The sequence below is a fragment of the Corallococcus sp. AB045 genome, assembly GCF_003668895.1.
GTDB classification, from domain to species: Bacteria; Myxococcota; Myxococcia; order Myxococcales; family Myxococcaceae; genus Corallococcus; species Corallococcus coralloides.
The window spans coordinates 1-21,708 of the sequence record NZ_RAWN01000164.1 but is presented as its reverse complement, the minus strand read 5'-3'; the positions used below and the strand labels follow the sequence as shown (position 1 = coordinate 21,708).

Genomic DNA, 21,708 nt, shown 5'->3' with positions numbered 1-21,708 from the left:
ACCCTGCGCTTCCCCCCCGAGCTCCCCATCTCGAGCCGGGTGGAGGACATCACCGCGGCCATCTCCGCCCATCAGGTGGTCATCGTCGCGGGGGCCACCGGCTCAGGGAAGACGACGCAGCTGCCCAAAATCCTCCTCGCCATGGGGCGCGGCCGTCCTCGCCAGATTGGCGTCACCCAGCCCCGGCGCATCGCCGCGACGAGCGTGGCGGCGCGCGTGGCTCGCGAGGTCGGCACGGAGCTGGGCACGGACGTCGGCTACCAGATCCGCTTCGAGGACCGCTCGTCCCGGCAGACGGCCGTGAAGTTCATGACCGACGGCGTCCTGCTCGCGCAGATCCACAGCGACCCGCTCCTGAAGCGCTACGACACCATCGTGCTCGACGAGGCCCACGAGCGCAGCCTCACCATCGACTTCCTGCTCGGGTGGCTCAAGCGCATCCTCCCCAGGCGCCCCGACCTCAAGGTGGTGGTGAGCTCGGCCACCATCGAAACCGAGCGCTTCTCGCAGTTCTTCGGGGGCGCTCCCGTCATCCAGGTGGAGGGCCGGACCTTTCCCGTGGACGTGCTCTACGAGCCGCCCCCCGAGGAATCCGAGCTCGCTGACGCCGTCGCCGATTCGGTGGCGAACGTGCTCTCGCTCGACCCGGACGGGGACGTGCTCGTGTTCCTCCCCGGGGAGCGGGAGATCCGCGAGGCCGAGAATGCCCTGAACGCGCGCGAGCTCCGCGGCACGGTGGTGCAGCCCCTGTATTCGCGCCTGTCGGCCTCCGAGCAGTCGCGCGTCTTCGCCACCATTCCCCAGCGCCGGGTCATCCTCGCCACCAACGTCGCGGAGACGTCGATCACCATCCCGGGCATCGTCTACGTTGTGGACACGGGGGTGGCGCGCCTGTCGCGCTACGACCCACGCTCGGGCACCACGCGCCTGCACATCGAGCCGGTCTCCCAGGCCAGCGCCGACCAGCGCAAGGGGCGCTGCGGACGCGTGCGCGAGGGCATCTGCGTGCGCCTCTACGAAGAGGTCAACTTCACCACGCGGCCCGCCTTCACCGACCCGGAGATCAAGCGCACCGGGCTCGCGGGGGTCATCCTGCGGATGAAGTCCCTCGACCTCGGTGACGTCGAGGACTTCCCCTTCCTCGACCCGCCCCAGCCGAGAGCCATCGCCGAGGGCTGGCGGGTGCTCGAGGAGCTCGGGGCCATCGAGGGAAAGGAGCGCACCCTGACGCAGCTCGGGCACCAGCTCGCGCGCTTCCCGGTGGACCCGCGCATCGCGCGGATGATTCTGGCCGGCGCCGAGTACGGGTGCCTGGACGAGGTGCTCATCGTCGCCGCGGCGCTCAACCTGCAGGACCCGCGCGAGCGGCCACGGGAGCTCGCGCAGAAGGCGGACGCGTCGCACTCGCGCTTCCGTGACGAGCACTCGGACTTCATGGGGCTGCTCAAGCTGTGGGCGTTCGTGCGCGAGGCCGAGGAGCGCGGGACGTCCCATCTGCGGCGCGTGTGCCGGGACAACTTCCTGTCCTTCCTGCGGGTGCGCGAGTGGCGGGACGTCCAGCGCCAGCTCGAGGAGACCGTCCGCGAGCTGCGCCTGCCTCGCAAGGGCCGGGGCGCCCCGGCGCGCGGGGACCTCCTGCACCAGGCGCTCCTCACCGGACTCCTGTCCCGCATCGGCCAGTGGAATCCGGAGCAGCGCCACTATGTGGGCGCGAAGCAGACGCGCTTCACGGTCCACCCCTCGTCGGCGCTCGCGAAGAAGCCCCCTGCCTGGGCGATGGCGTTCGAGCTCGTGGAGACGTCCCAGCTGTTCGCGCGCACCGTGGCGAAGCTCGACCCGGAGTGGCTCGCGGCGGCGGCCCCCCACCTGCTCAAGCGCAGCTACTCCGAACCGCACTGGTCGGAGAAGTCCGCGCGCGCCATCGTGAAGGAGAACGCGACCCTCTTCGGGCTTCAGGTCTTCAAGGAGCGCCCCGTCTCCCTGGCCAGCATGGACCCCGCCCGGGCACGGCTGATGTTCCTCGAGCATGCCCTGGTGCGCGGCGAGTACCGCACCCGGGGGGCGTTCCAGGAGAAGAACCGACAGGTGCTCGAGCGCGTGGCGCGCCTGCGGGACAAGGCCCGGCGCAGCGAGCTGCTCGACAGCGAGGCGCTGCTGACGTTCTTCGACCAGCGCGTCCCAGCGGACGTGACGGACGGAGCGGGTTTCGAGGCCTGGCGCCGCAAGGCCGAGGCGGCCGACCCCGACGTGCTCGTCCTCTCCATGGAGGATGCCCTTTCGCACGACCCGGGCCTGTCTCCGAAGCACTACCCGGACGCCATCTCCCTGCACGGCGCGTCCGTCCCCGTGACGTACACCTTCGACCCATCGGCCGAGGACGATGGCATCACCGTGAGCGTGCCGCTGCTGCTGCTCGCCCAGTTGGTCCCAGGTGAGCTCGACTGGACCATCCCCGGTTGGCAGCGGGAGAAACTCACCGCCCTGCTCGAGCAGGTCCCCCGCGCCCAGCGCAAGCAACTGGGGCCCGTGCCGGAACTGGTCGACCGTCTCGAGAAGGAACTGGTGCCCTTCCGCGGGCCGTTGATTCCAGCGCTCGCGCGTGCGGTGTCCCGGCTGTGCGGCGTGGACGTGCCCGAGGAGTCCTTCCGCGCGGATGCCGTGGTGCCGTACCTGCGCATCACGCTCCGGGTGCTCGACGAGCGGGGAAAGGAGCTCGCGAAGAGCCGCGACGCCGACGCGTTGCTCGATCAGTACGGGGGACATGCACGGGCGGCGCTGCGCAGCGCGGCACCGGCTTCGGACTGGGAGCGCAAGGGGCTGACCGCATGGACCTTCGGCGAGCTGCCCCCCTTTGTTACCCGGCGGGTCGGCGGGCTCGATGTCCGCAGCTACCCCGCGCTCGTCGACCGGGGCGCTGCCGTGGACCTGGTGCTGCTCGAGACCTCCGCCGCCGCCGACGCGGCCACGCGCACGGGGGTCCGCCGGCTCCTGATGCTCGCCGCGCGCGGCCACGTGGCCGTCAGCGGCGCGCGCATGCCGCTGCCCTTCCCGTCCCTGGACGGCGCGCCGCCCGCGCGGGGCAAGGCCGACGCCTTCAAGGCGCTCGTCCTCGCACGCAGCGTCGACGATGCGTTCAAGCTCGCACCGGGTGCGCCGCTGCCCCGCACGAAGGCGGCCTTCGAGGCGCTGGTCCATGAGGGCTCACCGCGCATCGAGCGTGAGGCCCGGGACTGGGCGAACGCCGTCGTCGTCACCTCCTCGGAGCTCGCTGCGACGCTCGCTGCACTCAAGGCGGCCTCCAAGGGGCCGAGCGGCGCGGCGGCCGTGCGGGACATCCGCTCGCAGCTCGGGCAGCTGTTCCCCGCGAACCTCATCGAGTGGATTCCCCTCGTGCGCCTGCTGCACTACCCGCGCTACCTCCGCGCGGCCCAGGCACGGCTGTCTCGTGCAGTGGCGAACCCCCCGAAGGACGCAGGCAAGGCCGCGCCCTTCCTCCCCCTGTGGGAGACCTTCCTCGCCAGGTCCGCCACCGCGCGTGACCAGGAGGCAGCGCAGGAGCTGCGGTGGGCCTTCGAGGAGCTCCGCGTGGCCATCTTCGCTCCGGAGGTGACGACGCCCGTGTCGGTGACGGTGGCGAAGGTCGGCGCGGCCCTCGCGGCGCTGCGTTAGAAGCGAGTGGCTGTCCGTCCGCGACGAGAGCATCGGCGTCCTCAAGGTGCCGCCGCCGGACTGCCCACCGCCGGCCGGTAGGCCGGTAGTGATGCTCCCGTCCGGTGGACAGGCCGCGCTCGCATCAGGTGCGTGGCAGGGGCCTGGACCTCTTGGCGCCTCTTGAGCCTCAACACCATGCGGCCTGGGGTGGCCCTCGTGTCGGGGCCAACCTCGCACATGCCGTGGGCTAGCCCAGGTGCGCCAGAATTGCCCGCCCCGGGGCCTCACGTACGCCCACACCCTCAAGCCTGTCTCCGCACCTGCTTGAGGGAGCGGCCGCAGGGCGATGCGTTTCACGGTTGGGGCTGGATGCAATTGCCCGCGCGCCTTCGCTCCGTCTGCCCGGCAGGCTACGTTCACCGCCCATGTCCAAGGCCCGGAGCGACAAGATCGATGCCCTCAGCGCGGACGAGGTCGGTCGATGGCTACGTCCGCTGATTCGCCAGCGCACGATGCTGGTGCCGGGAGCCTCCTCCCGCGACGACTCGCTGCTTGCCACGCGCTTCGGTGGCGTGCCCGCGGGGCGCGGTGGCGAAGGGTGGCCCATCTGTGACCGCGGCCATCTCCTGAGCTTCGTTGCGCAGGTGAACCATGTACGAGACGCTCGGCACTCGCCCACGCTCGGCATCGCCTTCTTCACGTTCTTCTACTGCTGGGACTGCGGCCCGCTGCACCCCAAAAAGCCGCGGGACGGAATCAAGGAGCGGGAAGGATTTCGGGTGATGGCGTACCCGTCGCTCTCGCCTTCCCAGGCATGCGAACTCCGACCGGATCCGGATGCCTCTAAAGGCTATCACTGGCAAGAGTTCGAGCCTCGATTCGTGACCCCACGACTCGAACAATCGCTCCCTGATGACGTTGGGTTCGAGGTGCACTGTCCCCCGCTCTGGGACCGAGTCCCCGGAAACTCCGGTGCTCGGCAGGCGTGGGAGAACTGGCACGTGGTGGCTCGAGTCGCCAGTGAACTAACCCACGCCCGCGAGAAACCCCACTCACGCAACAGAGGGGTCGTGCTCGGCGGATATCCCAATTGGGTGAACGGCCCAGACCAGACACCACGATGCACCGTTTGTGGGGAGCTGATGGAGCTGCTGCTGCAGCTCTCTCCCTCTGATGTGACGGATGCCAGTTGGGGCGATGTGTGGACGGCCTATCTCTTCATGTGCCGAACACACCTGAAGGAAGTCGCGCTTCGATTCCAGGGCACGTGACCCTGGTCGAACTGCTCACGTGGCGCACGCCGGGCGAGGTTCTCATAGGGCCGTCCGAGCAGCTGCGAGGGGACGGACACCCAAGGTCCGCCGGAGACGCGCTGCGCCAGAAGCGAAAGAATCAAGAGATGACCTTCTGGGGGGCGCAGCAGCGCGGCGGCCAGCACGACTCCATAGACCGCCGCGCTTCCATGGACCGCGAGCGCGAAGGCGAGCGAGGCACCGCCAAGCATCACGGTCAGCGCGGCATTGAGGCTGAGGAACAGCATGAACGCGCCCAGCAGCAAGGTGAACAAGGCCGTGGGCGAGGTGAGCTTCCAGGGCAACCGTGAGGGCTGAACCGGAGTTCGTGATTCGCGAGCGGGCTGGGATGCCAGCCGCAACCACCCTCCGGCTTCGCGTCAGGGAGAGGGAATCCCGGGTGGGAGCTGATGCTCCTTCGACTGCACCGGGCCCAGGTGCTTCTGGAACCACGGAAGCAGCGACGGCCCGTCCGTCAGGACCAGCTCGCGCCCCTGTGCCCCCGACCCGCACCACCTCTCCTCGCGCAGGCGCAGGACATCATCGCGCACCAGTTGCCCGAACACCGACTTGCCGTCCCGGAATTTCAGCTCCAGGAGGACGGACTCCCAGGGCGGCGTGGTCAGGGCCGGGTCCTTCGAAACCGCCGCCTGGGTGAACGCGGTCCGAAGCCGCGCCAACAGCGGCTCGGGCATGCGCCCCACCACCTTCTCCCCACCGCAGGTCACAAGGCGGGCCGACTCAAGCTGGGAGGCCTCCGCCTTGAGCCGAGCCACCGCGCGGGCCCCCGGCGAAGGCTCGGCCTCCACGTCGGCGGACGGCGTTGGTGCCGCCGGAGCAGGCTCCTCCGGAGGAGTGATGGCCGGCGCCTCCACCCGGCCCTTCGCCACACCCTCGCGCTCCGAGGCCGTGGCGCCACGGGCCGCCTCCTGACAGGCCGGAACCAGCAGCAGCGTCGCGGCGAGCCACGCCCGGGAGAGGCCAGACCGCCTGTCGGAATCAGAAGAAGAGATAGCCGGTGTCATCGGGAACCAATCCCATGGCGCTCTTGAGGAAGTCGTATTCGCGCTTGTAGATGGTGCCATCCACGTACATGTAATTGAAAGTCTTCTTGCCCACGGGGACGGCGCGAAGATTGGCGCCCATGCCGGGAGGCGCCCCGTACACCTTCGCGCGACCGCCAATGGCAGCGGACAACTTCTCCATGTAGTTGTACTTCAGGATGACGTCCCGAAGGTACGTCTTCGACTCCGCGGCCGTCTTGGTGACCTTCGTCCCGGACCAGTCGTAGGTGACGGTGTCGGTGTCGCTCTTGGCCGAGGCCGTGGCGCGAATCAGGTTGCGATAGGCCGTGGTCGCCAGACAGCCCCACACCTTGACGACGGAGTCGGTGGCGAAGGCGGCCTTGAGGTCCGCCAGCCGGGGCATGTTGACCGGATCGAAGTCCTTGAGCCGGGGGTCCTTGTCTCCCGGATCCCGCAGCGCCGCGGAGGTCCCGCCCGAACGGTAGCCGATGTCCTCGGTGGTGTTGGCGAGGATGGGTCCCCCTGCCCAGGCATGTGAGAAGAGATGGAACTCCCTCAAGGCACCCGGTGCCTTGAGGCCCAGCTCGGCGAGGTAGTCGTAGACGTGCAGGATGGAGATGGAATCGTCGTCGTGCCGCCGCTTCTGGTTCACCGTCTCTGAGTATTTCGCCACATGCGGCTTCACCGTCCCCTGGAGGACGCGGTCCAAATCAAACCACCCGGACGCGCTCTTCACGCTCCTGCTCCGTTCTCCGGACTTGAAGTCGAAGAGGGTTACGACCGTGGGTGTGTCGATGCGCTTGGGGATGGTTGTCTTCATGCCGGTCCTGTGCGTGCTCCCCGAATAGAGGTCCTCACGACAGGTGTTGCAGTAGGCGACGTTGTTCGCCCCGCCGCTGTAGTCCCAGCCCGCGACGAGGACGACCTCGGAGTGAGCCGAGGCCAGCGTCAGGGTCAGGGTGAAGACGGTCTTCGCCGCGCCCAGGGCGGTCTCCTGGGTCCGCTGGATGGTCGGGCAGCAGAGGGGCGCCTCCTGGGGGAACGTAGGCACCGGTCCCTCCGTCCCCTTCACGAAGGTGAGGGGCAGGATGAAATCCGGCCGGTCCACGAAGGAGAAACACACTTCGCCCCGGCCCGGGTTCACTCCGCTCAATGCGATGCGAACAGCGCCGGAGACTGCCACGCTGCGGCTCACGGCCAGTCCCGAGGTCAGCGTCACGGTGCTCACATTGAGCGCAGCACCCTTTTCGTCGACAGCAACCACCTCGAGGTGATGGGTCGCGGGCATGTCTTCCCCCTCGTTCAAAGTCTGCCAGGGACGCAGATGGGCACTTCTCTGCCCCACCATTCGAGCCCCAAGGAAGAGGGCGAAACAACGACCCGGGAGGACCTGGGAAGCGACGCAACCGGCTCAGTTGCCGCACGAATAGAAGATCTCGGCCCCCCGCGTCTGGCTCTCGGGTGTTTGCTGGAAGCGCCGGACGTTCTCGGCGAGCCGGTCGGCATGGACAACGAAGAGCGGGCTCCCCCAGACATGGACCGACCTGGAGCACGTGTGGCTTGAGCACGACACGGGTATCTGAATGACGGGTCGGCCTATCGTCGGCCACTCAGCCGAGTGCGCGAGTAGAAGAGCAGGGCGAAGCCAGCCAGTACCTGCAAGCCGAGGATGATGCGCGTGGGCTCCACGACAGGCAGCCACGACACCCTGTCTCCGCGGATGACGAAGGCGCCGGCCGGACGCGCGCTCAGCCCAAAGCCCGTGCCCTCCCCATGTCCCATGCCCTCCCTCGAGTTGGCCTCAGGTACCGGGCCCTCTCCCCCACCGCCGCCTCCACCGCCCATCACGCGCGCGACGGGAATCACGGTGACCTCCCCCTGCTGGATGGGTTGGCCGAAGACGCTGCGCGCGGAGATGCTGTCGCGGGTCCGGTCGATGAGGTCGATGATGTCCATGGCGGATTCCTCTTCGGGTGCTCCCGCCAGAGATAGGCACGGTGGGAGCGCGAGCCATCACACCAAGGCACCAGCCCGGGGCCCGGCTCGCCGCTGAGACGCGCCACCCATGCGCGTCGAGCGTCCGCAAGAAGGCCCCCGATGCCACCAAGTCGACGGACGCACGACCCACTCCGGGTGAACACGGGAGGGGGCGGGAAGAGTGTCTCCATCATCTGGTCCGTGAGGCTCCCGAAGGAGTGGCCTGGAGAGCATGCGCATCAGCGACGTGGGAGCCCTGTCGCGGGCGAGAACCGGGCCGGCATATCGTCCGGGTTGAAAGTCCTTGCGCGGTGGAGGGCTTCTTCCGAAGCCTGGCGCCCTTCCAGTATGCCCCCCTCCGAAATGTCGTTCCTCCGGTGCAACGGGCGGCGCGATGCCGCCCCAACCCCCTGGAGTGATTCGATGCTTGGACGGACGTGGTCTTCGCGGCGCCGCTGGCTGGGCGCCGCGTCGCTGGTGGTGATGTTGACGAGCGGCGGCTGTGACACCGGCGGGCCCGTGACTGAAACGGAAGCCCCCGAAGCCTCGCTGGCCGTCAGCCTGGAGGACGCCTTCGTGGCGGTGCCCCGGGCCACGAGCACGGAGCAGCGCCAACAGGTGGAACAGCGCCTGTCCGGAATCGTGGAGGACGCGGGCACCCACTTCTACCTGGCCATCAAGCGCAGCGAGCTGAAGCAGAAGTGGTTCCTGTCCGCGTTCCTCAAGCAGCTCCATCCGGGAGGGGTGATCTTCGGCGCTGGCAGGTCCCTGGGCACGCGGGTGGTCTCCTTCCAGGAGCAGAACGGCCGGCTCTTCGTGGTGGATGTGGACGACCGCAAGAAGCTCAGCGACGTGTTCGACCCACAGGTGCTGGTGGAGGCCTACCCCGTCGTCACCGACTACGGCCCCTTCAACCGTCTGCGCAACGCCGACCAGTACGTGCTCATCGACCCGTCGGCGGGGCTCAACCGCTTCGGCGTGATGGGGGACTCGTTGTCCGTCTCCACGCGATTCCAGACGGAGCTGAGCTTCGCGCAGCGCTTCCACCCCATCACCGACGGCATCGCCTTCGAGCAGGTCTTCACGGGCTACTCGGAGGCGTCCGAGCCGTTCGCCGTGGACTACCTGGAGCCCAATGGCTACCGCGCCTCCGGCACGCTCGGCCTCGCCCTGCGCCGCTACAAGGAGGGGCCCGGCTACACGCCCACGGCCATGCCCGAGCAGACGCTCTACTTCGCGGGAGCGCCGAGCTTCATCACCAACGCCGGTGGCTGGCAGGACATCCCCGCGATGAAGTGGAACATCCACCCCGGGATGAAGCCCATCTCCTGGTTCATCACCCCCTCCGTGCTCTCGATCCAGGCCGACCCGCGCTTCCAGGACTATGACCTGGTGGGCGCCATCAAGCGCGGCGTGGAGGGTTGGAACCAGGCGTTCGGCTTCAAGGTCCTGGAGGCCACGGTGGGCGGCGCGGGGCTCGACTTCGCGGATGACGACAAGAACGTCCTCATCTTCGACCCGGACGAGGGCGTGCCCTACGCCTTCGCGAACTTCCGCATCAACCCCAACACCAGCGAGCTGCGCGGCGCCAGCGTCTACCTGCCGGCCATGTGGCTGGTGCTCGGGGACGAGACCTTCGAGAGCGACCCCGGCGCGTTCGCCGCCGCACGGGCGCGGACGCTCTCGCCCGTGAGCATGTCCTGGTCCGGGATGAAGGCGGAGCAGCTGTGCGACCTGAACGTCCTCGAGCGCTTCGGCGACCCGGAGGCCGGCCTCGCGTCGTCGCTGACGGCGGTCACTCCGCAGACGAAGAAGCAGAAGGTGGAGGCCTACCTCACGCACGTGGTGTTGCATGAGATTGGCCACACGCTGGGCCTGCGCCACAACTTCGCCGGATCGCTCGCTTACGACGGCACGCCCACCGGCCTGCGCAGCAGCTCCGTGATGGACTACGTCGCGAACGAGGACTCCGTCCTGGACAGCGCGCCGGGCCCCTACGACGTGCAGGCGGTGCGCTACCTCTACGGGCTGGACACCCAGCTGCCCACCTGGGAGTTCTGCACGGATCAAGACCGGTTCACCGACCCGCGCTGTGCCATGTACGACCGCACGAATGACACGTTCAGCTTCACGCTGGCGGACTTCAACGTCTACGCGCAGAGCTTCCTCACCACGGCCTCGGTCACCAACCGGCTCAACCTCACCCTCAGCACCCGCACCAACCAGGTCCTGGGCTTCGTGCGGGCCGGGACGGAGCAGGTGCGGGCGTACCAGGACATCCTGGCCCAGGTGCGGCCGCCGCTCGTCGTGCCTCCGGGCTCGCCCGCGGTCTACGCCTCCCGTGCGGATGAGCTCGCCCGCCGCGTCCTCACGCGCCTCTACCTGGACCCGGTGTCGTCGCGCGGCAGCATCTTCACCGCGAATGCGCCCACCACGCCGCAGTTCACGGCGCCGGTGATGGCGGACGTGCGCGGCATCCTGCTCAACGTGGACGGCGTGCGCGGCTACGCGGCCCGCCGCGCCATGGTGGACATCCTGAAGCAATTCCAGACACTGCCCGCGTACTCGGCGCTGCGCGAGGCCCGCGACACACTCACCGCGCAGCTCCCGTCGCTCACGGGGGAGGAGCGGTTGCAGTCCGAGGATCTGCTGGCGCGCGTCTCCAGCGCGCTCTCGCCCTACTACCACTGACGCGAAGCCTGGTCGCTCCACCCATGGGTTCGAAACCCGTCGGGGACACGGAAGGACCGGGGCCGGAAGCCGCTGAGCCCCAGCGGCTTCCGGCCTTGGTGTTTTCTGGCGCCTTGTCACGCTGGCCGAAGCGCTTCTTCACCCGATTACGTGTGTTCCTTGAACGGCCTGAGCAGCTGCAGTGCAGCCACGGTCGTGAGCGACAGAACCGCCCCGAGCCCATAGAGCCGATAGGCGACGGCAGCCCCGACCGCGGCGGTAATCCAGACGCTCACGGCGGTCGCGATCCCCTGGATCTCTCCCCTGCCCTTGACGATGACACCGCCTCCGATGAAACCGATGCCGCTCAACACGGCCTGAAAGACATAGCCCTGAGCGCGCGCATCGCCGGGGAAGGCATGCTGGCCGATGAGCAGGAATGCACACGCTCCCGTGCCGACGAGCGGAAACGTGCGCAATCCGGGCGAGAGCGCCCGGTGGTCTCGCTCCCAACCCACGGGCAGCCCCAGCGCGAATGCCACCGCGAGGCGAACCAACATGCTCAGATCCAGGCCGAGTCCTTCCACCGTGAAGCCTCAGTCCTGATGGAGCTGCTCCTCGAGCAGCTCCGCCATGCTGCGTGGCGCGGCCTCGCCGAGTTCGAATTCCACCCGGTCGATGCTTCCGTTGAAGCGGAAGGGCAACCGCTCGCGGTAGCCGGGCCAGACCGGGGAGAGCGTGTCCTCTCCGACGTCGAGCGTCTCACCGAGGCCGAAGTACCCTGGCACCTGCCTGGCAATCCGCCCCTCGCCCACCACGGTGCCGTTGCAGAGGAGCCGCACCACGGCCGGCCCTCCTGGAATCCCCGGCGTCTCACAGGTGAACTCCATCCGAAGCTCGGCCTCGCCGCCGGGCAGTGCTGCCCCGGAGAGGACGTCGAAGCGCTCGAACCCGAACCAGTTGTAGTGGTAGCGCATCCGCCCGTCCTCCACGAACAGGCTCCATCCCGCGGTGTCCCCGCCCAGGCACACCAGCACGCCCTCGGCGCGCCCCTCGGGAAGCCGCGCGTGGAGGGTGATGGCGTGGTCGACGTTCGCCAGCTTGGGGCCGCTGCTCTCCGGCAGCCGCACCATGCCCGGGTAGAGGGTCAGCCGCCTGCGGCCGACGAAGAAGCCCGGCCGCAACGTCACATCCGCCCGCTCCGCGAAGCGGTCATCCAGAGGGAGGACGTCGTACTTCGCCGCTTCCAGCAGGAACAGGTCCTGAAGCTCGCGCAGCTTCTTGGGATAGCGGGCCGCCAGGTCCTCGGACTGACTGAAGTCCTCATCGAGGTGGTACAGCTCCCAGGTGTCCTCATCGAAGCTGGCACTGCCCCGGGTGACCCAGGGGAGCCGTCCGTGCCGGCAGCAGGCAGTCCAGCCGTCGTGATAGAGCGCGCGGTTGCCCAGCATCTCGAAGTACTGCGTGGTGCGCGTGCTCTTCGCCTCCGCGTTGGCCCGGTCGAAGGTGTACGCCATGCTCACGCCTTCGATTGGCTTCTGCGGCACGCCATCGACGCTGACCGGCTCGCGGATTCCGACGGCCTCGAGGAGGGTGGGAACGACGTCGATGACGTGGTGGAACTGGAAGCGCTTCTGCCCCTTGTCGGCGATCCACGCGGGCCAGCTCACAATCATCCCGTTGCGGGTGCCCCCGAAATGGGACGCCACCTGCTTCATCCACTGGAACGGGGTGTCCCCGGCCCAGGCCCAGCCCACCGCGTAATGCGGCGTGGTTCCCGGCAGCCCCCACTCCCCCATCCGCGCGAGGCTCGCCTCGATGGGCGGTTCGATGCCCTGCATGCTGGCGCTCTCGTTGAGGGTCCCGGTCAGTGACCCCTCCGCGCTCGAGCCGTTGTCGCCGAGGATGTAGATGAAGAGCGTGTTCTCGAATTCTCCCAGCTCCTCGAGGACGTGCACCAGCCGGCCCACTTCGTGGTCGCAGTGCTCGAGGTAGTCCGCGTAGTTCTCGGCCTGGAGGCGGAGCAGTGCCTGCGCCTCGGCATCGAAGCGGTCCCAGGCCGGCAGCTCTTTCGGCCGGGGGGTCAGCCTCGTGCCCGGGGCGATGACGCCCAGCTCGAGCTGCCGCTGATAGACGACTTCGCGGTAGTGGTCCCAGCCCATGTCGAAGCGACCGGCATTTCGCCCGCGCCAGTCGAGGGGCGGCTGGTGCGGGCCGTGCGCCGCGGCGGGGGCGAAGTGCACGAAGAACGGTCGCTCCGGGGCGATGGCCTTCTGCGCTCGCATCCAGGCGATGCAGTCGTTCGCGAGGTCCCGGGTGAGCTGGTAGCCCTGTTCCGGCGTGCCAGTGGGATTGACGGGGGTCGTGTTCCGGTAGAGCGCCGGATAGAACTGGTCCGTCCCTCCGCCGAGGAACCCGTAGAAGTAGTCGAAGCCGCGCCGGGTGGGCCAGTGCGTGAAGGGCCCCGCGGCGGAGGCCTGGTTCAGCGGAGTGGAGTGATTCTTGCCCCACCAACCGGTGGCGTAGCCGTTGGGCGCAAGCAACTCCGCGATGGTCGCGCAGCTCCGCGAGAGGACTCCGCTGTAACCCGGATAGCCGGTGGCCATCTCACCCACCACCCCGAAGGAGGTCGAGTGGTGGTTGCGGCCGGTGAGCAGCGCCGCCCGTGTGGGCGCGCAGAGCGCGGTGGTGTGGAACTGGCAGTAGGTGAGGCCCTCCTTCGCCAGCCGCTCCGAGGTGGGCATGCGCACGAGCCCTCCGTAGCTGCTCGGCCACGCGTAGCCCACGTCGTCCAGCAGCACGAGCACGATGTTCGGCGCGCCCGGCGGCGCCCGCTGGAAGCCGGGGGAGTCGGGTTCCGAGTCCTTCCAGGTCATCCCGATCTTCGCATCCGGGAAGCGGTGCTCGGGCCTCGGGTAGGTGTCCCGTTCAATCCGCCTCGGAGTCCGCTCCTTTTTCTTCGCCATCGCCGCGTGCCTCCTCCCGAGAGATGAGGACGACGAACGAGACTGCAAGCCGCGGGCTCGGTCCGGCCATCCGTCCGTGTGAGGCTCACGCGGGGCGCGCAGGCGAGGAGCATCCAGCATGCGGCCCGCTGCATGGCACCCAAGGAGGGGGCGCCAGGCGTGAGCCGGGCCTTGCCTGGCGGGCCGGTTGCGCGGTCGTCCCGGAGCGCTTGCGGTTTCGTGCGGGCACCGTGACCTTCAAGGAATGAGGGTCGGGTTCCTTCAGGCGCTGTCGAGCATCGGGATCCTGGTGTTCTCCGTCTGCACCATGCTCGCCGTCGGACTGAGCCACACGCTCCGCGAGATATCTGCCCCGCTGCTCGATTCGCGTGGAGCCATCCGCGCGCTGGTGGCGAACTTCGTACTCGTCCCACTGCTCGCGTACGGCGTGGTGCAGGTGGTCCCCTTGGACAGCTCCCATGCCACCGGCGTCATGCTCATCGGCATGGCGGCGGGTGCTCTATTCCTCATGAGGCTCACCGCGGCTGCGGGCGGCAACATGCCGTTGAGCGCGTCACTGACGGTGCTCCTCATGCTGGCCACCGTCCTCTACATGCCCCTGGTGGTCCCGCGGGTGGTGCCGGACGTGAGGGTGCGTCCGGCGGCAATCGCGTTGCCGCTGCTGTGGACGATGATTCTTCCCCTGGGCGCGGGGCTCTACGTCCGGGCCCGGCACCAGACGCTGGCGGAACGGCTCCGGCCCTGGTTGGGCAAGCTCGCCATGGTGGCGTTGGCCGTACTGGTCGCGGCAACCCTCGTGGCCAACTTCGGGGGCGTCGTGCACATCATCAGCACTGGCGCCATCTTCGCCCCGCTGATCCTGATTCCGGGCGCCTTCGGCATCGGCTGGGTCTTCGGCCGCGAGTACCGCGGAGGACACGTGGTGTTGGGGCTGGGCACCGGGCAACGCAACATCGCCGCGGCGATGGTGGTGGCCACCCAGGGGATGGGGGATCAGAACGCCGAAGTGATGGTCGTCGTCTCCTCGCTGGTCGGGTTCGCGGTCCTCTTCCCGATTGCGTGGCTCCTCGCGTGGCGAGGCCGGCGGCAGCGGCCGCTGCGGCACGGGGGCATGGTCCGCGCCTGAGCGATGGGCAGCTCCTGCGTGGCGTGCACGTGCGTTTTCGGGCCACGTCCGCCAGTCCGGTGGGATGATGGGGCCATCACCGGTCGCGCGGTGCTCCCATGAAACACAGGCTCGTCGACTACTTCCGCCGCATCGCGCCTCTGTCGGACGAGGAAGCCGGGGCCATCCTGGACAGCATGGTGGTGAAGACCTGCCCGAAAGGCGCGCACCTGCTCATGGCGGGCCAGGTCTGCACCGAGGCCTACTTCGTCCTCCAGGGCTGCGTCCGCCAGTACTCCATCGTCGACGGGGAGGAGCGCAGCAACGGGTTCTTCACCGAGGACGACTGGGTCCTCTCGATTCACAGCATGATGAACCAGACCCCGGCGGAGCACTTCTGGGTCTGCGCGGAAGACACCACGGTGGTGGTGGGCACCGAGCAACGCGAGGGGGACCTGTACCGGCGCTTCCCTCGCTTCGAGAGCATCTCCCGGAGGGTGATGCAGAAGGTCCTGGCGGAACAGCAGGAGTGGTTCGCGTCCTATCTCACGGATACCCCGGAGCAGCGCTACCTCAAGCTCACGAGGACGCGGCCGGACCTCCTCCAGCGGATTCCCCAGTACCAGCTGGCCAGCTACATCGGCGTGAAGCCCGAGTCGCTGAGCCGGATCCGCAAGCGCATCACCACGCACGGCAAGCAGGCTACGCCGCGACGGAAGGCGTGACCGTCCGGAACCCCCTGGTGATGAGCCAGCCACCGAGGAACAGCTCGAACAGGCCCCCGGGTCCGGAGAAGAAGATGCCCCACGGCAGGCCGAAGAGCTCGAGCACGGACCCCAGCGCCAGAAGCCCGTAGCCCACCGCGCCCACCAGCGGGAGCCACGCGGGAAGAAGCCGCGAGCGGTACAGCGACAGGCAGAACGCCACGCTGCCGGCCCCCAGGTTCGAGTCGGCCTTGGAAGGAAGCCTCGGCAGCACCTTCACCTCGTGTCGTCCGTCTTGCGTGCGCCTGCCCGACGCTCGTGCTCGGAGCTCGGCGGGGGATGGCGGCTTCGGTTTCGGCATCGTTGGGTCCTCCTCGCTCAATTGAACGGGCGCGGAGAGAGAGGACGCAACTCCAGACGCCGGGTCGAGAACAGCGGCAGGTGACAGGCCCCCATCCAGTCGTGCGCATACTCCATGCACTGCGGCCGGGTGTCCCCTGCGTGCAGGATTGCCCGGCATCGATGCGCAGAAATCCTCGCGCCGTACCCGGCCCCATGAGTCCGCTGTCGCCCAGCACCTCCGCACTCCAGCCTGATACGCCCCGCCTCCACAGCGAGCGTACCTTGCGCCCTCGAATCAGGTGGGCCTTGCCGCCGCATCACGAGGGTGCGCGCGGGACCAGGGTTCCAGATTTGACAAGCGTGAGCGGCGGCACTCCGGAGCCTTGCAGGTGGCTACCTACGCGGCAATCCCAGCGATTGGGCAGTCCATCCTGGCTCTGCTCGAGCAATCTCGCCCCAAGCCTGAGTTCGAGGGCGCGAAGTTCGACCTGTACCAGGCCGCCAACTTCAAATCCCCCATGAAGGAGGGCGTCTCCCTTTTCCTCTACCGAATCGCTCCCAGTACCGTCCGGCGCAACCTGACAGGGCGTACGGACGCGAAGGGGCGGCGGACCCGGCGGCCGCTGCCGCTCGATCTCTACTACCTGCTCACGCCCTGGGCACCCACCGCCACGAGACAGCACCTGCTGCTCGGCTGGTGCATGCGGACGCTGGAGGACACGCCCACCCTCAACTCCAGCTTCCTCAATGAGCATGGGCGGCCCGCGGCCGACACCTTCCTCCCGGACGAGACGGTGACGCTCGTCTACGAGCCGCTCTCCGTCCAGGACATGCTCAATGTCTGGGAGATCGGCAAGCCCGACATCCAGATCTCCGCGACGTACATCGCGCGCATGGTGGTGATCGAGTCCGCCATGACAGACACGGAGCTGCCCCTCATCCAGACTCGCGAGCTCGAGGTGAGGAGGCTCGAAGGCCCATGAGACCCTCCTCCCAGGTCATCGATCGCGTGACACGGACAGCTCCGCTGGGGGTGTGCTTCCGCGACGAGGTGTCAGGAGCAGTCGTAGGCGAGGGCCTGGCCGTGAGCGCCTACCCCCAGGGGCAGCCCTCCTCGCGCCGCTCCTCGGTGGTGAACCGCTCCGGCATCCATGTGCTCATGGACCTGCCCGGGCTGCGCGAGCTGGAGTTCGGCGCGGGAGATGCCGCCTGGTGGCAGGGATTGACCGGGCGCAAGCGCTACACCGTCGAGGTGAGGGACGAGCAGCACCGCTTCCTTCCTCTCTCCTTCCAGGTGGACCTGCCCCACCAGGGCCTCTTCCAGCTCGACCAGCGGCCCTTCGTGCCGCTCTTCTCAGCGCCCGCGCGCCAGGTGGAGTCCACGCTGGCGGTGGTGCGCGCGGAGCTCTGGGACACCCAGGCCAAGGCTCCCGCGGCGTGGGCGTTGGTGCAGGCCACCCTCCCCGGCGGGCGGCAGGTGCGCGGCGTGGCGGACGAGGAGGGCCGGGTCGCCCTCTTCTTCCAGTACCCGGCCCCGGTGGATTCCCCCACCGGCCCCCCTCCGCCATCCGGCAGCCCGCCGTTGCTGGAGCAGCAGTGGACGCTGCGGCTGAGGGCCTTCCATGCCCACCGCGCGCCCGGGCCCGAGCTCCCGGACCTCCGCGACACCCTGCGCCAACTGGACAGCGCGCCAGCGCGGCTGTGGCCGAACCTCGACGGCCCCCAGGAGCTGCTCGAGCCCACCCTCCTCTACGGCCGCGAGCTCGTCGTGCGCACCGAAGGCGAGCCGCGCTCCCGACTGCGGCTCACGGGTTCACCTCTCTAGGAAAGACCGATGCCTGAATATCTCGCGCCTGGCGTATTCGTTGAAGAGACCAGCTTCCGCTCCAAGTCCATCGAGGGTGTGAGCACGACCACCACCGGCTTCATTGGCCCCACCCGCTATGGGCCCGTGGACCTGGAGCCCGGCCTCATCACCAGCATGGTGGAGTTCGAGCGCGTCTACGGGAACCGCCAACAGCTCGGCTTCCTCAACGCGGGCACGCTTCACAACTACGTATGGCACGCGGTGCGCGCCTTCTTCGAGGAGGGCGGGAAGCGGCTCTACGTGAGCCGGGTGTTCCGGCAGAAGAGTTCCACCAAGGCCGAAGGCGATGCCTATGCAGGCTTCAAGGCCGAAACCAAGCTCGTCGCCACCAACCCGTCCTATGACGACGGCCACGCGCGCGGGCTGCTGGCCGGCGAGGAAACGGACGCCAAGAAGCAGGTCATCGTCTACGGCCGCTATCCGGGCTCGTCCGGCAACCTGCGCGTGCGCTTCACGCTGCGCACGGGGCAGAACGTGCTGTCCTTCGAGGGCAGCAAGCCTCGCGTCAGCGCGCTGCAGGACCGCGACGTGGTGGTGCTGCGCGACTTCACCACCTCCGACGGCGGGACACCGGACCCGGGCGCCTTCTTCCAGGCGCGCTGGAACGAGCAGACGCAGGGCTGGGACCTGAAGTCCGACAAGGACACGGTCACGGCGCTGTCCAGCATCACCGATCCAGGCAACCAGCTGCGCATCATCACCGTGACGATGGCCGTCATCCCCACGGACGAGCCGGCGTCGTCCCAGGTGTGGGCCGGGCTGGCGCTGGACAAGGCGCACACGCGCGACGGTGCGGAGGACTCGTTGCATGCGCGCTTCGACGTCGACGCCGCGGACCTGGAGCGCAACCGGGACATCCCCATCGTCATCGCGCCGGGAAGCGACCTGGGAGACGGGCACCAGATGTTGACCGCGCTGCTGAAAGCCGACGCCACCGTCGCCGCGAAACTGAAGGAGCCAGACTCCACGGACTCCGAGCGCTCGGTGGAGGTGCTGCTGCAGGGTGGCAACGACGGCGAGCGGCCGACCTCGGACGACTACAAGGGCGAGGAGATCGTCAACACCACGCGCAAGAACGGCCTCGTGCAGTTCGAGGACCTGGAGGACATCTCCATCGTGGCCGCGCCGGGATCGACGCTCGGTTACGACAAGAGCTATGGCCCTCAGTCGGCCGCCATCATCGGCCTGCTCATCTCCCACTGCCAGCGGATGAAGTACCGCATCGCGGTGCTCGACAGCGGCAACGGCCAGACCCTCGCCCAGGTGCGCGCGCAGCGGGCGAAGTTCGACTCCAGCCACGCGGCGCTCTACTACCCGTGGGTGAAGGTGCTGGACCCCGTCACGCGCCAGCCCATCTTCCTGCCGCCCAGCGGCTTCGTGGCCGGCATCTTCGCGCGCAATGACATCAACCGCGCCGTCTACAAGGCCCCCGCCAACGAGGTGGTGAACGGGGCGCTGGGCTTCGAGGTGAACCTGAACAAGTCGCAGCAGGAGGTCCTCAACCCCGAGGGCATCAACGCCTTCCGCTTCTTCGAGGGGCGTGGCTACCGGCTGTGGGGCGCGCGCACCATCAGCTCCGACCCCGAGTGGAAGTACGTCAACCTGCGCCGCTACTTCGCCTACCTGGAGCGCTCCATCGACAAGGGCACCCAGTGGGCGGTGTTCGAGCCGAACGGCGAGCAACTCTGGGCCAACGTGCGGCGCACCATCGAGGACTTCCTGCTCAATGAATGGCAGACGGGCGCGCTGCTCGGGGACAAGCCGGAGAAGGCGTACTTCGTGAAGTGCGACCGCAGCACCATGACCCAGAACGACCTGGATAACGGTCGGTTGATCTGCCTCATCGGCGTGGCGCCGCTGCGCCCGGCCGAGTTCGTCATCTTCCGCATCGGCCAGTGGACCGGCGACCGGAAGTAATCCCCTGGGAGGTTTGAAAGATGGCGGTCCTTCGAGAGCGTCCCTATGTGCAGTTCAATTTCCTGGTGGACCTGGGCACCGGCACCACAGAAGGGGCAGACGCCGGCTTCCAGGAGATCTCCAACGTGGGCATGGAGGTCACCGTCGCGGAGTACCGCAACGGCAACGAGAAGGAGAACAGCGTCCGGAAGATCACCGGCCTGAACAAGGCCACGGACGTCACCATGAAGCGGGGGGTGATTGGCTCACTCACCCTCTACTCGTGGCTGAATCAGCTGCGCAACGGAGAGGCCAACGCGCTGCGCACCGTCACCATCCAGTTGCAGAACGAGGACCACACGGCGGTGGTGCAGACGTGGAAGCTCTTGCGCGCGCGGATCATCAAGCACGTGAGCGGCCCCTTCAACGCGAAGGGCACGGACGTGGCGATTGAAGAGCTGACCATCGCCTACGAGCGCCTGGAGATGGAGTGACGTGAGCCGCCCCGCCGCCAGACGCCTTCCGGGCATCCGCTTCGAAATCCAGGCGCCGCCCGTGACGGATGCGCTGCCACGGATGGACGTGGCTGCCTTCGTGGGCTTCGCCGCCTCCGGCCCGCTGCACGTGCCGGTGGTGGTGGAGGACGTGGCGGACTTCGAGGCGGTGTTCGGCTCTGCGCCCCTGCTGGCCTGGGACGCAGAGCGGGGCGAGCCGGTCCACGCCCAGTTGGAGTCCGCCGTGCGGGCCTTCTTCCGCAATGGGGGCCAGCGGTGCTGGGTGGTGCGCGTGGCCGGCCCGGAGGCGCTTGCCAACAGCTTCCCCGTGCCAGGACTGCTGCGCCGCTCGGCCCGTGGGGAGTTGTCCCCCGCGCTGGCGCGGGCCCGCTCGGAGGGGAGCTGGTCGGACGCCGTCCAGGTGGCGGCCAGCATCACCGTCGAGCCCCTGGAGCTCCTCGAGCGGCCCGCCCTCGATGGTCAGGTGGTGTTGACCGTCACGGCCCCTGGGGGTGTGGCCGTGGGCGACCTCCTGCGCGTCCACTTCGGAGGCACCGGCGTCATGCTGCTCGTCGCGGTGGAGAGCGTGGAGATGCCGGGCCGGGCTCCCACGGGCACCCCTGTCAGCCTGGCGCTTCCACTGGTGACGGCCCGCGTGAGGACACGCCTCTTCCAGTGGCTGCAGGAGGGCGTGGGACTCGCTCCGGACACCTCCGCTGTGTCGTGGATGCGAGGAGAAGGGGACACGGAGTCCATTCCCGTCACCGACGTGGCGGACCCGGGCAAGGACGTCTCCCCCCGCCTCCTTACGCTCACCCTGAAGGTGGCCCCCGAGCAGGCGCCCCCGCCCGGCGCGGTGTTGCGGGTGCAGTCTGGTGGCTCCGAGTGCTGGCTGCCGGTGCAGGCGGTGGAGGAGGAGCTGCAGCCCGGGCTGGGTACAGGGAGCACCGTGAAGGTGTCCGGCCTTGCATCCCAGGTGCTGCTCTCGCCACCGGCGGTGTCCTCGGCTCCAGCCCGGTGTGAGCGGCTGACGCTGAGCCTGTGGACCCGGCAGGGCGCGCAGAAGCCAGCGGGGCTGGAGCAGCTCGGCTTCTGCCCCCCGCACCCGCGCCACTGGGGCGCGCTGCCCATGGACGCGGAGCGCGCCCGGTGGGAGGACTCGCAGCTCGCCCCCTCCCGGCGCCCCGAGGAACGGCTGCCCCAGGACTGGCGCCAGGGTGTGCCCGAAGCCCGCTTCCCTCTCGCGGGGCCCGCATCCGGGAAGGAGGGCTTCTCCTCCCGACCGGAGCTGGCGGGACAACCCCTGGACTGGAAGGGGGACTTCTCCTTCCCGCTGGGGTTGACGGACCAGCCCACTGCGTACGTGGGCTGCACGCCGCCCGCGGGTGATGCGCTCGAGCGGGATGGGCTGAGCACGTTCAGCGCGGAGCTGTTCCTGGACGAGGGCTTGAAGGGCCTGGGCCCCGAGACGCTCCTGGACGAGGCGGGCTGGCTGCGCGACCTGAGCAGCAAGCCACGGGCGCTCCGGGGCATCCACGCGGTGCTGGACCGGGACGAGGTCAGCCTGGTGGCGGTGCCAGACGCGGCACACCGGCCCTGGGAGCGCGTCCCCGGCCCGGACGCTTCGTCCCCCGCACCGGCGGCCCCTCTGAAGGAGCCAGCCTGGGGCACCTTCCTCGGCTGCGCCCTCCAGCCCCTGCCCCTGTCTCTTATACACCT

Annotated in this window: 16 protein-coding genes and 1 pseudogene; 10 read left to right on the top strand and 7 right to left on the bottom strand. The window is 68.7% G+C overall.

The annotated features are described in order from the left end of the window. Both hrpA and D7Y21_RS30535 read left to right on the top strand, forming a co-directional pair. Positions 1-3,669 (top strand): ATP-dependent RNA helicase HrpA (gene hrpA / locus D7Y21_RS30545; protein ID WP_233612342.1); only part of this gene is annotated, 3,669 nt, incomplete at its 5' end. A gap of 407 nt (positions 3,670-4,076) precedes the next feature. Then, on the top strand, positions 4,077-4,922 hold the full coding sequence (locus D7Y21_RS30535) for a DUF1963 domain-containing protein (protein WP_121717330.1): 846 nt from the start codon (positions 4,077-4,079) through the stop codon (positions 4,920-4,922). Here the strand turns inward: D7Y21_RS30535 and D7Y21_RS43040 are convergent. From D7Y21_RS43040 to D7Y21_RS30510, 4 genes are all read right to left on the bottom strand, one after another. Continuing rightward, positions 4,862-5,248 carry a hypothetical protein gene (locus D7Y21_RS43040; RefSeq protein ID WP_233612341.1) on the bottom strand — a complete coding sequence of 129 codons (387 nt, stop codon included), beginning with the start codon at positions 5,246-5,248 and terminating at the stop codon, positions 4,862-4,864. The two genes, D7Y21_RS30535 and D7Y21_RS43040, sit on opposite strands and share 61 nt — an antisense overlap. Positions 5,249-5,323: 75 nt before the next feature. Beyond that, positions 5,324-5,968, bottom strand: coding sequence for a hypothetical protein (locus D7Y21_RS30525; RefSeq protein ID WP_147443243.1), 645 nt, complete (start codon positions 5,966-5,968; stop codon positions 5,324-5,326). Next, positions 5,943-7,256 (bottom strand): hypothetical protein, encoded by a 1,314-nt coding sequence (locus tag D7Y21_RS30520; protein ID WP_147469419.1) that lies wholly within the window; start codon positions 7,254-7,256, stop codon positions 5,943-5,945. Before D7Y21_RS30520 ends, D7Y21_RS30525 begins: the two co-directional genes overlap by 26 nt. A gap of 308 nt (positions 7,257-7,564) precedes the next feature. After that, entirely contained in the window at positions 7,565-7,924 is a 360-nt protein-coding gene (locus D7Y21_RS30510; RefSeq protein WP_120564360.1) for a GerW family sporulation protein, read from the bottom strand. Positions 7,925-8,368: 444 nt separating this feature from the next. Here D7Y21_RS30510 and D7Y21_RS30505 point away from each other — a divergent pair, with 444 nt between their 5' ends. Beyond that, on the top strand, positions 8,369-10,636 hold the full coding sequence (locus tag D7Y21_RS30505) for a zinc-dependent metalloprotease (protein ID WP_121717326.1): 2,268 nt from the start codon (positions 8,369-8,371) through the stop codon (positions 10,634-10,636). A gap of 146 nt (positions 10,637-10,782) precedes the next feature. Here D7Y21_RS30505 and D7Y21_RS30500 read toward each other — a convergent pair whose 3' ends face one another. Then, entirely contained in the window at positions 10,783-11,175 is a 393-nt protein-coding gene (locus D7Y21_RS30500) for an MgtC/SapB family protein (protein ID WP_120564358.1), read from the bottom strand. A gap of 36 nt (positions 11,176-11,211) precedes the next feature. Then, a complete protein-coding gene (locus D7Y21_RS30495; protein ID WP_121717324.1) occupies positions 11,212-13,581 on the bottom strand; it encodes an arylsulfatase in 2,370 nt (789 codons plus the stop codon). 244 nt (positions 13,582-13,825) lie between these two features. On the opposite strand from D7Y21_RS30495, the gene D7Y21_RS30490 reads away from it, so the two are divergent. Both D7Y21_RS30490 and D7Y21_RS30485 read left to right on the top strand, forming a co-directional pair. Then, positions 13,826-14,707: a bile acid:sodium symporter family protein gene (locus tag D7Y21_RS30490; protein ID WP_120564356.1), complete on the top strand. Its 882-nt coding sequence runs from the start codon at positions 13,826-13,828 to the stop codon at positions 14,705-14,707. 98 nt (positions 14,708-14,805) lie between these two features. After that, complete coding sequence (locus tag D7Y21_RS30485; protein WP_121717322.1) at positions 14,806-15,411, top strand: Crp/Fnr family transcriptional regulator; 606 nt, start codon at positions 14,806-14,808, stop codon at positions 15,409-15,411. Here the strand turns inward: D7Y21_RS30485 and D7Y21_RS30480 are convergent. Next, positions 15,389-15,751 carry a DUF4386 domain-containing protein gene (locus D7Y21_RS30480; protein WP_233612340.1) on the bottom strand — a complete coding sequence of 121 codons (363 nt, stop codon included), beginning with the start codon at positions 15,749-15,751 and terminating at the stop codon, positions 15,389-15,391. The genes D7Y21_RS30485 and D7Y21_RS30480 overlap by 23 nt on opposite strands. A gap of 370 nt (positions 15,752-16,121) precedes the next feature. On the opposite strand from D7Y21_RS30480, the gene D7Y21_RS30475 reads away from it, so the two are divergent. The 5 genes and pseudogenes from D7Y21_RS30475 to D7Y21_RS30455 form a co-directional block, all read left to right on the top strand. After that, positions 16,122-16,715, top strand: a complete 594-nt coding sequence (locus tag D7Y21_RS30475) for a Pvc16 family protein (protein WP_121717320.1) — start codon at positions 16,122-16,124, stop codon at positions 16,713-16,715. After that, positions 16,712-17,557 (top strand): hypothetical protein, encoded by an 846-nt coding sequence (locus D7Y21_RS30470; protein WP_147469418.1) that lies wholly within the window; start codon positions 16,712-16,714, stop codon positions 17,555-17,557. Before D7Y21_RS30475 ends, D7Y21_RS30470 begins: the two co-directional genes overlap by 4 nt. Before the next feature lie 9 nt (positions 17,558-17,566). Then, a complete protein-coding gene (locus tag D7Y21_RS30465) occupies positions 17,567-19,516 on the top strand; it encodes a phage tail sheath subtilisin-like domain-containing protein (protein ID WP_121717316.1) in 1,950 nt (649 codons plus the stop codon). Positions 19,517-19,536: 20 nt separating this feature from the next. Continuing rightward, positions 19,537-19,989 carry a phage tail protein gene (locus D7Y21_RS30460; RefSeq protein WP_121717314.1) on the top strand — a complete coding sequence of 151 codons (453 nt, stop codon included), beginning with the start codon at positions 19,537-19,539 and terminating at the stop codon, positions 19,987-19,989. Position 19,990: 1 nt separating this feature from the next. After that, a pseudogene (locus tag D7Y21_RS30455) lies at positions 19,991-21,708 on the top strand (hypothetical protein); the annotation flags it as partial.

Bases quoted from the DNA above. Each gene is read 5' to 3' on its own strand.
- D7Y21_RS30480 (WP_233612340.1), bottom strand. From the start codon at position 15,751: ATGCCGAAACCGAAGCCGCCATCCCCCGCCGAGCTCCGAGCACGAGCG.
- D7Y21_RS30460 (WP_121717314.1), top strand. From the start codon at position 19,537: ATGGCGGTCCTTCGAGAGCGTCCCTATGTGCAGTTCAATTTCCTGGTG.
- D7Y21_RS30525 (WP_147443243.1), bottom strand. From the start codon at position 5,968: ATGACACCGGCTATCTCTTCTTCTGATTCCGACAGGCGGTCTGGCCTC.
- D7Y21_RS30500 (WP_120564358.1), bottom strand. From the start codon at position 11,175: ATGTTGGTTCGCCTCGCGGTGGCATTCGCGCTGGGGCTGCCCGTGGGT.
- D7Y21_RS30505 (WP_121717326.1), top strand. From the start codon at position 8,369: ATGCTTGGACGGACGTGGTCTTCGCGGCGCCGCTGGCTGGGCGCCGCG.
- D7Y21_RS30490 (WP_120564356.1), top strand. From the start codon at position 13,826: ATGAGGGTCGGGTTCCTTCAGGCGCTGTCGAGCATCGGGATCCTGGTG.
- D7Y21_RS30495 (WP_121717324.1), bottom strand. From the start codon at position 13,581: ATGGCGAAGAAAAAGGAGCGGACTCCGAGGCGGATTGAACGGGACACC.
- D7Y21_RS30535 (WP_121717330.1), top strand. From the start codon at position 4,077: ATGTCCAAGGCCCGGAGCGACAAGATCGATGCCCTCAGCGCGGACGAG.
- D7Y21_RS30520 (WP_147469419.1), bottom strand. From the start codon at position 7,256: ATGCCCGCGACCCATCACCTCGAGGTGGTTGCTGTCGACGAAAAGGGT.
- D7Y21_RS30470 (WP_147469418.1), top strand. From the start codon at position 16,712: ATGAGACCCTCCTCCCAGGTCATCGATCGCGTGACACGGACAGCTCCG.
- D7Y21_RS30510 (WP_120564360.1), bottom strand. From the start codon at position 7,924: ATGGACATCATCGACCTCATCGACCGGACCCGCGACAGCATCTCCGCG.
- D7Y21_RS30465 (WP_121717316.1), top strand. From the start codon at position 17,567: ATGCCTGAATATCTCGCGCCTGGCGTATTCGTTGAAGAGACCAGCTTC.
- D7Y21_RS30485 (WP_121717322.1), top strand. From the start codon at position 14,806: ATGAAACACAGGCTCGTCGACTACTTCCGCCGCATCGCGCCTCTGTCG.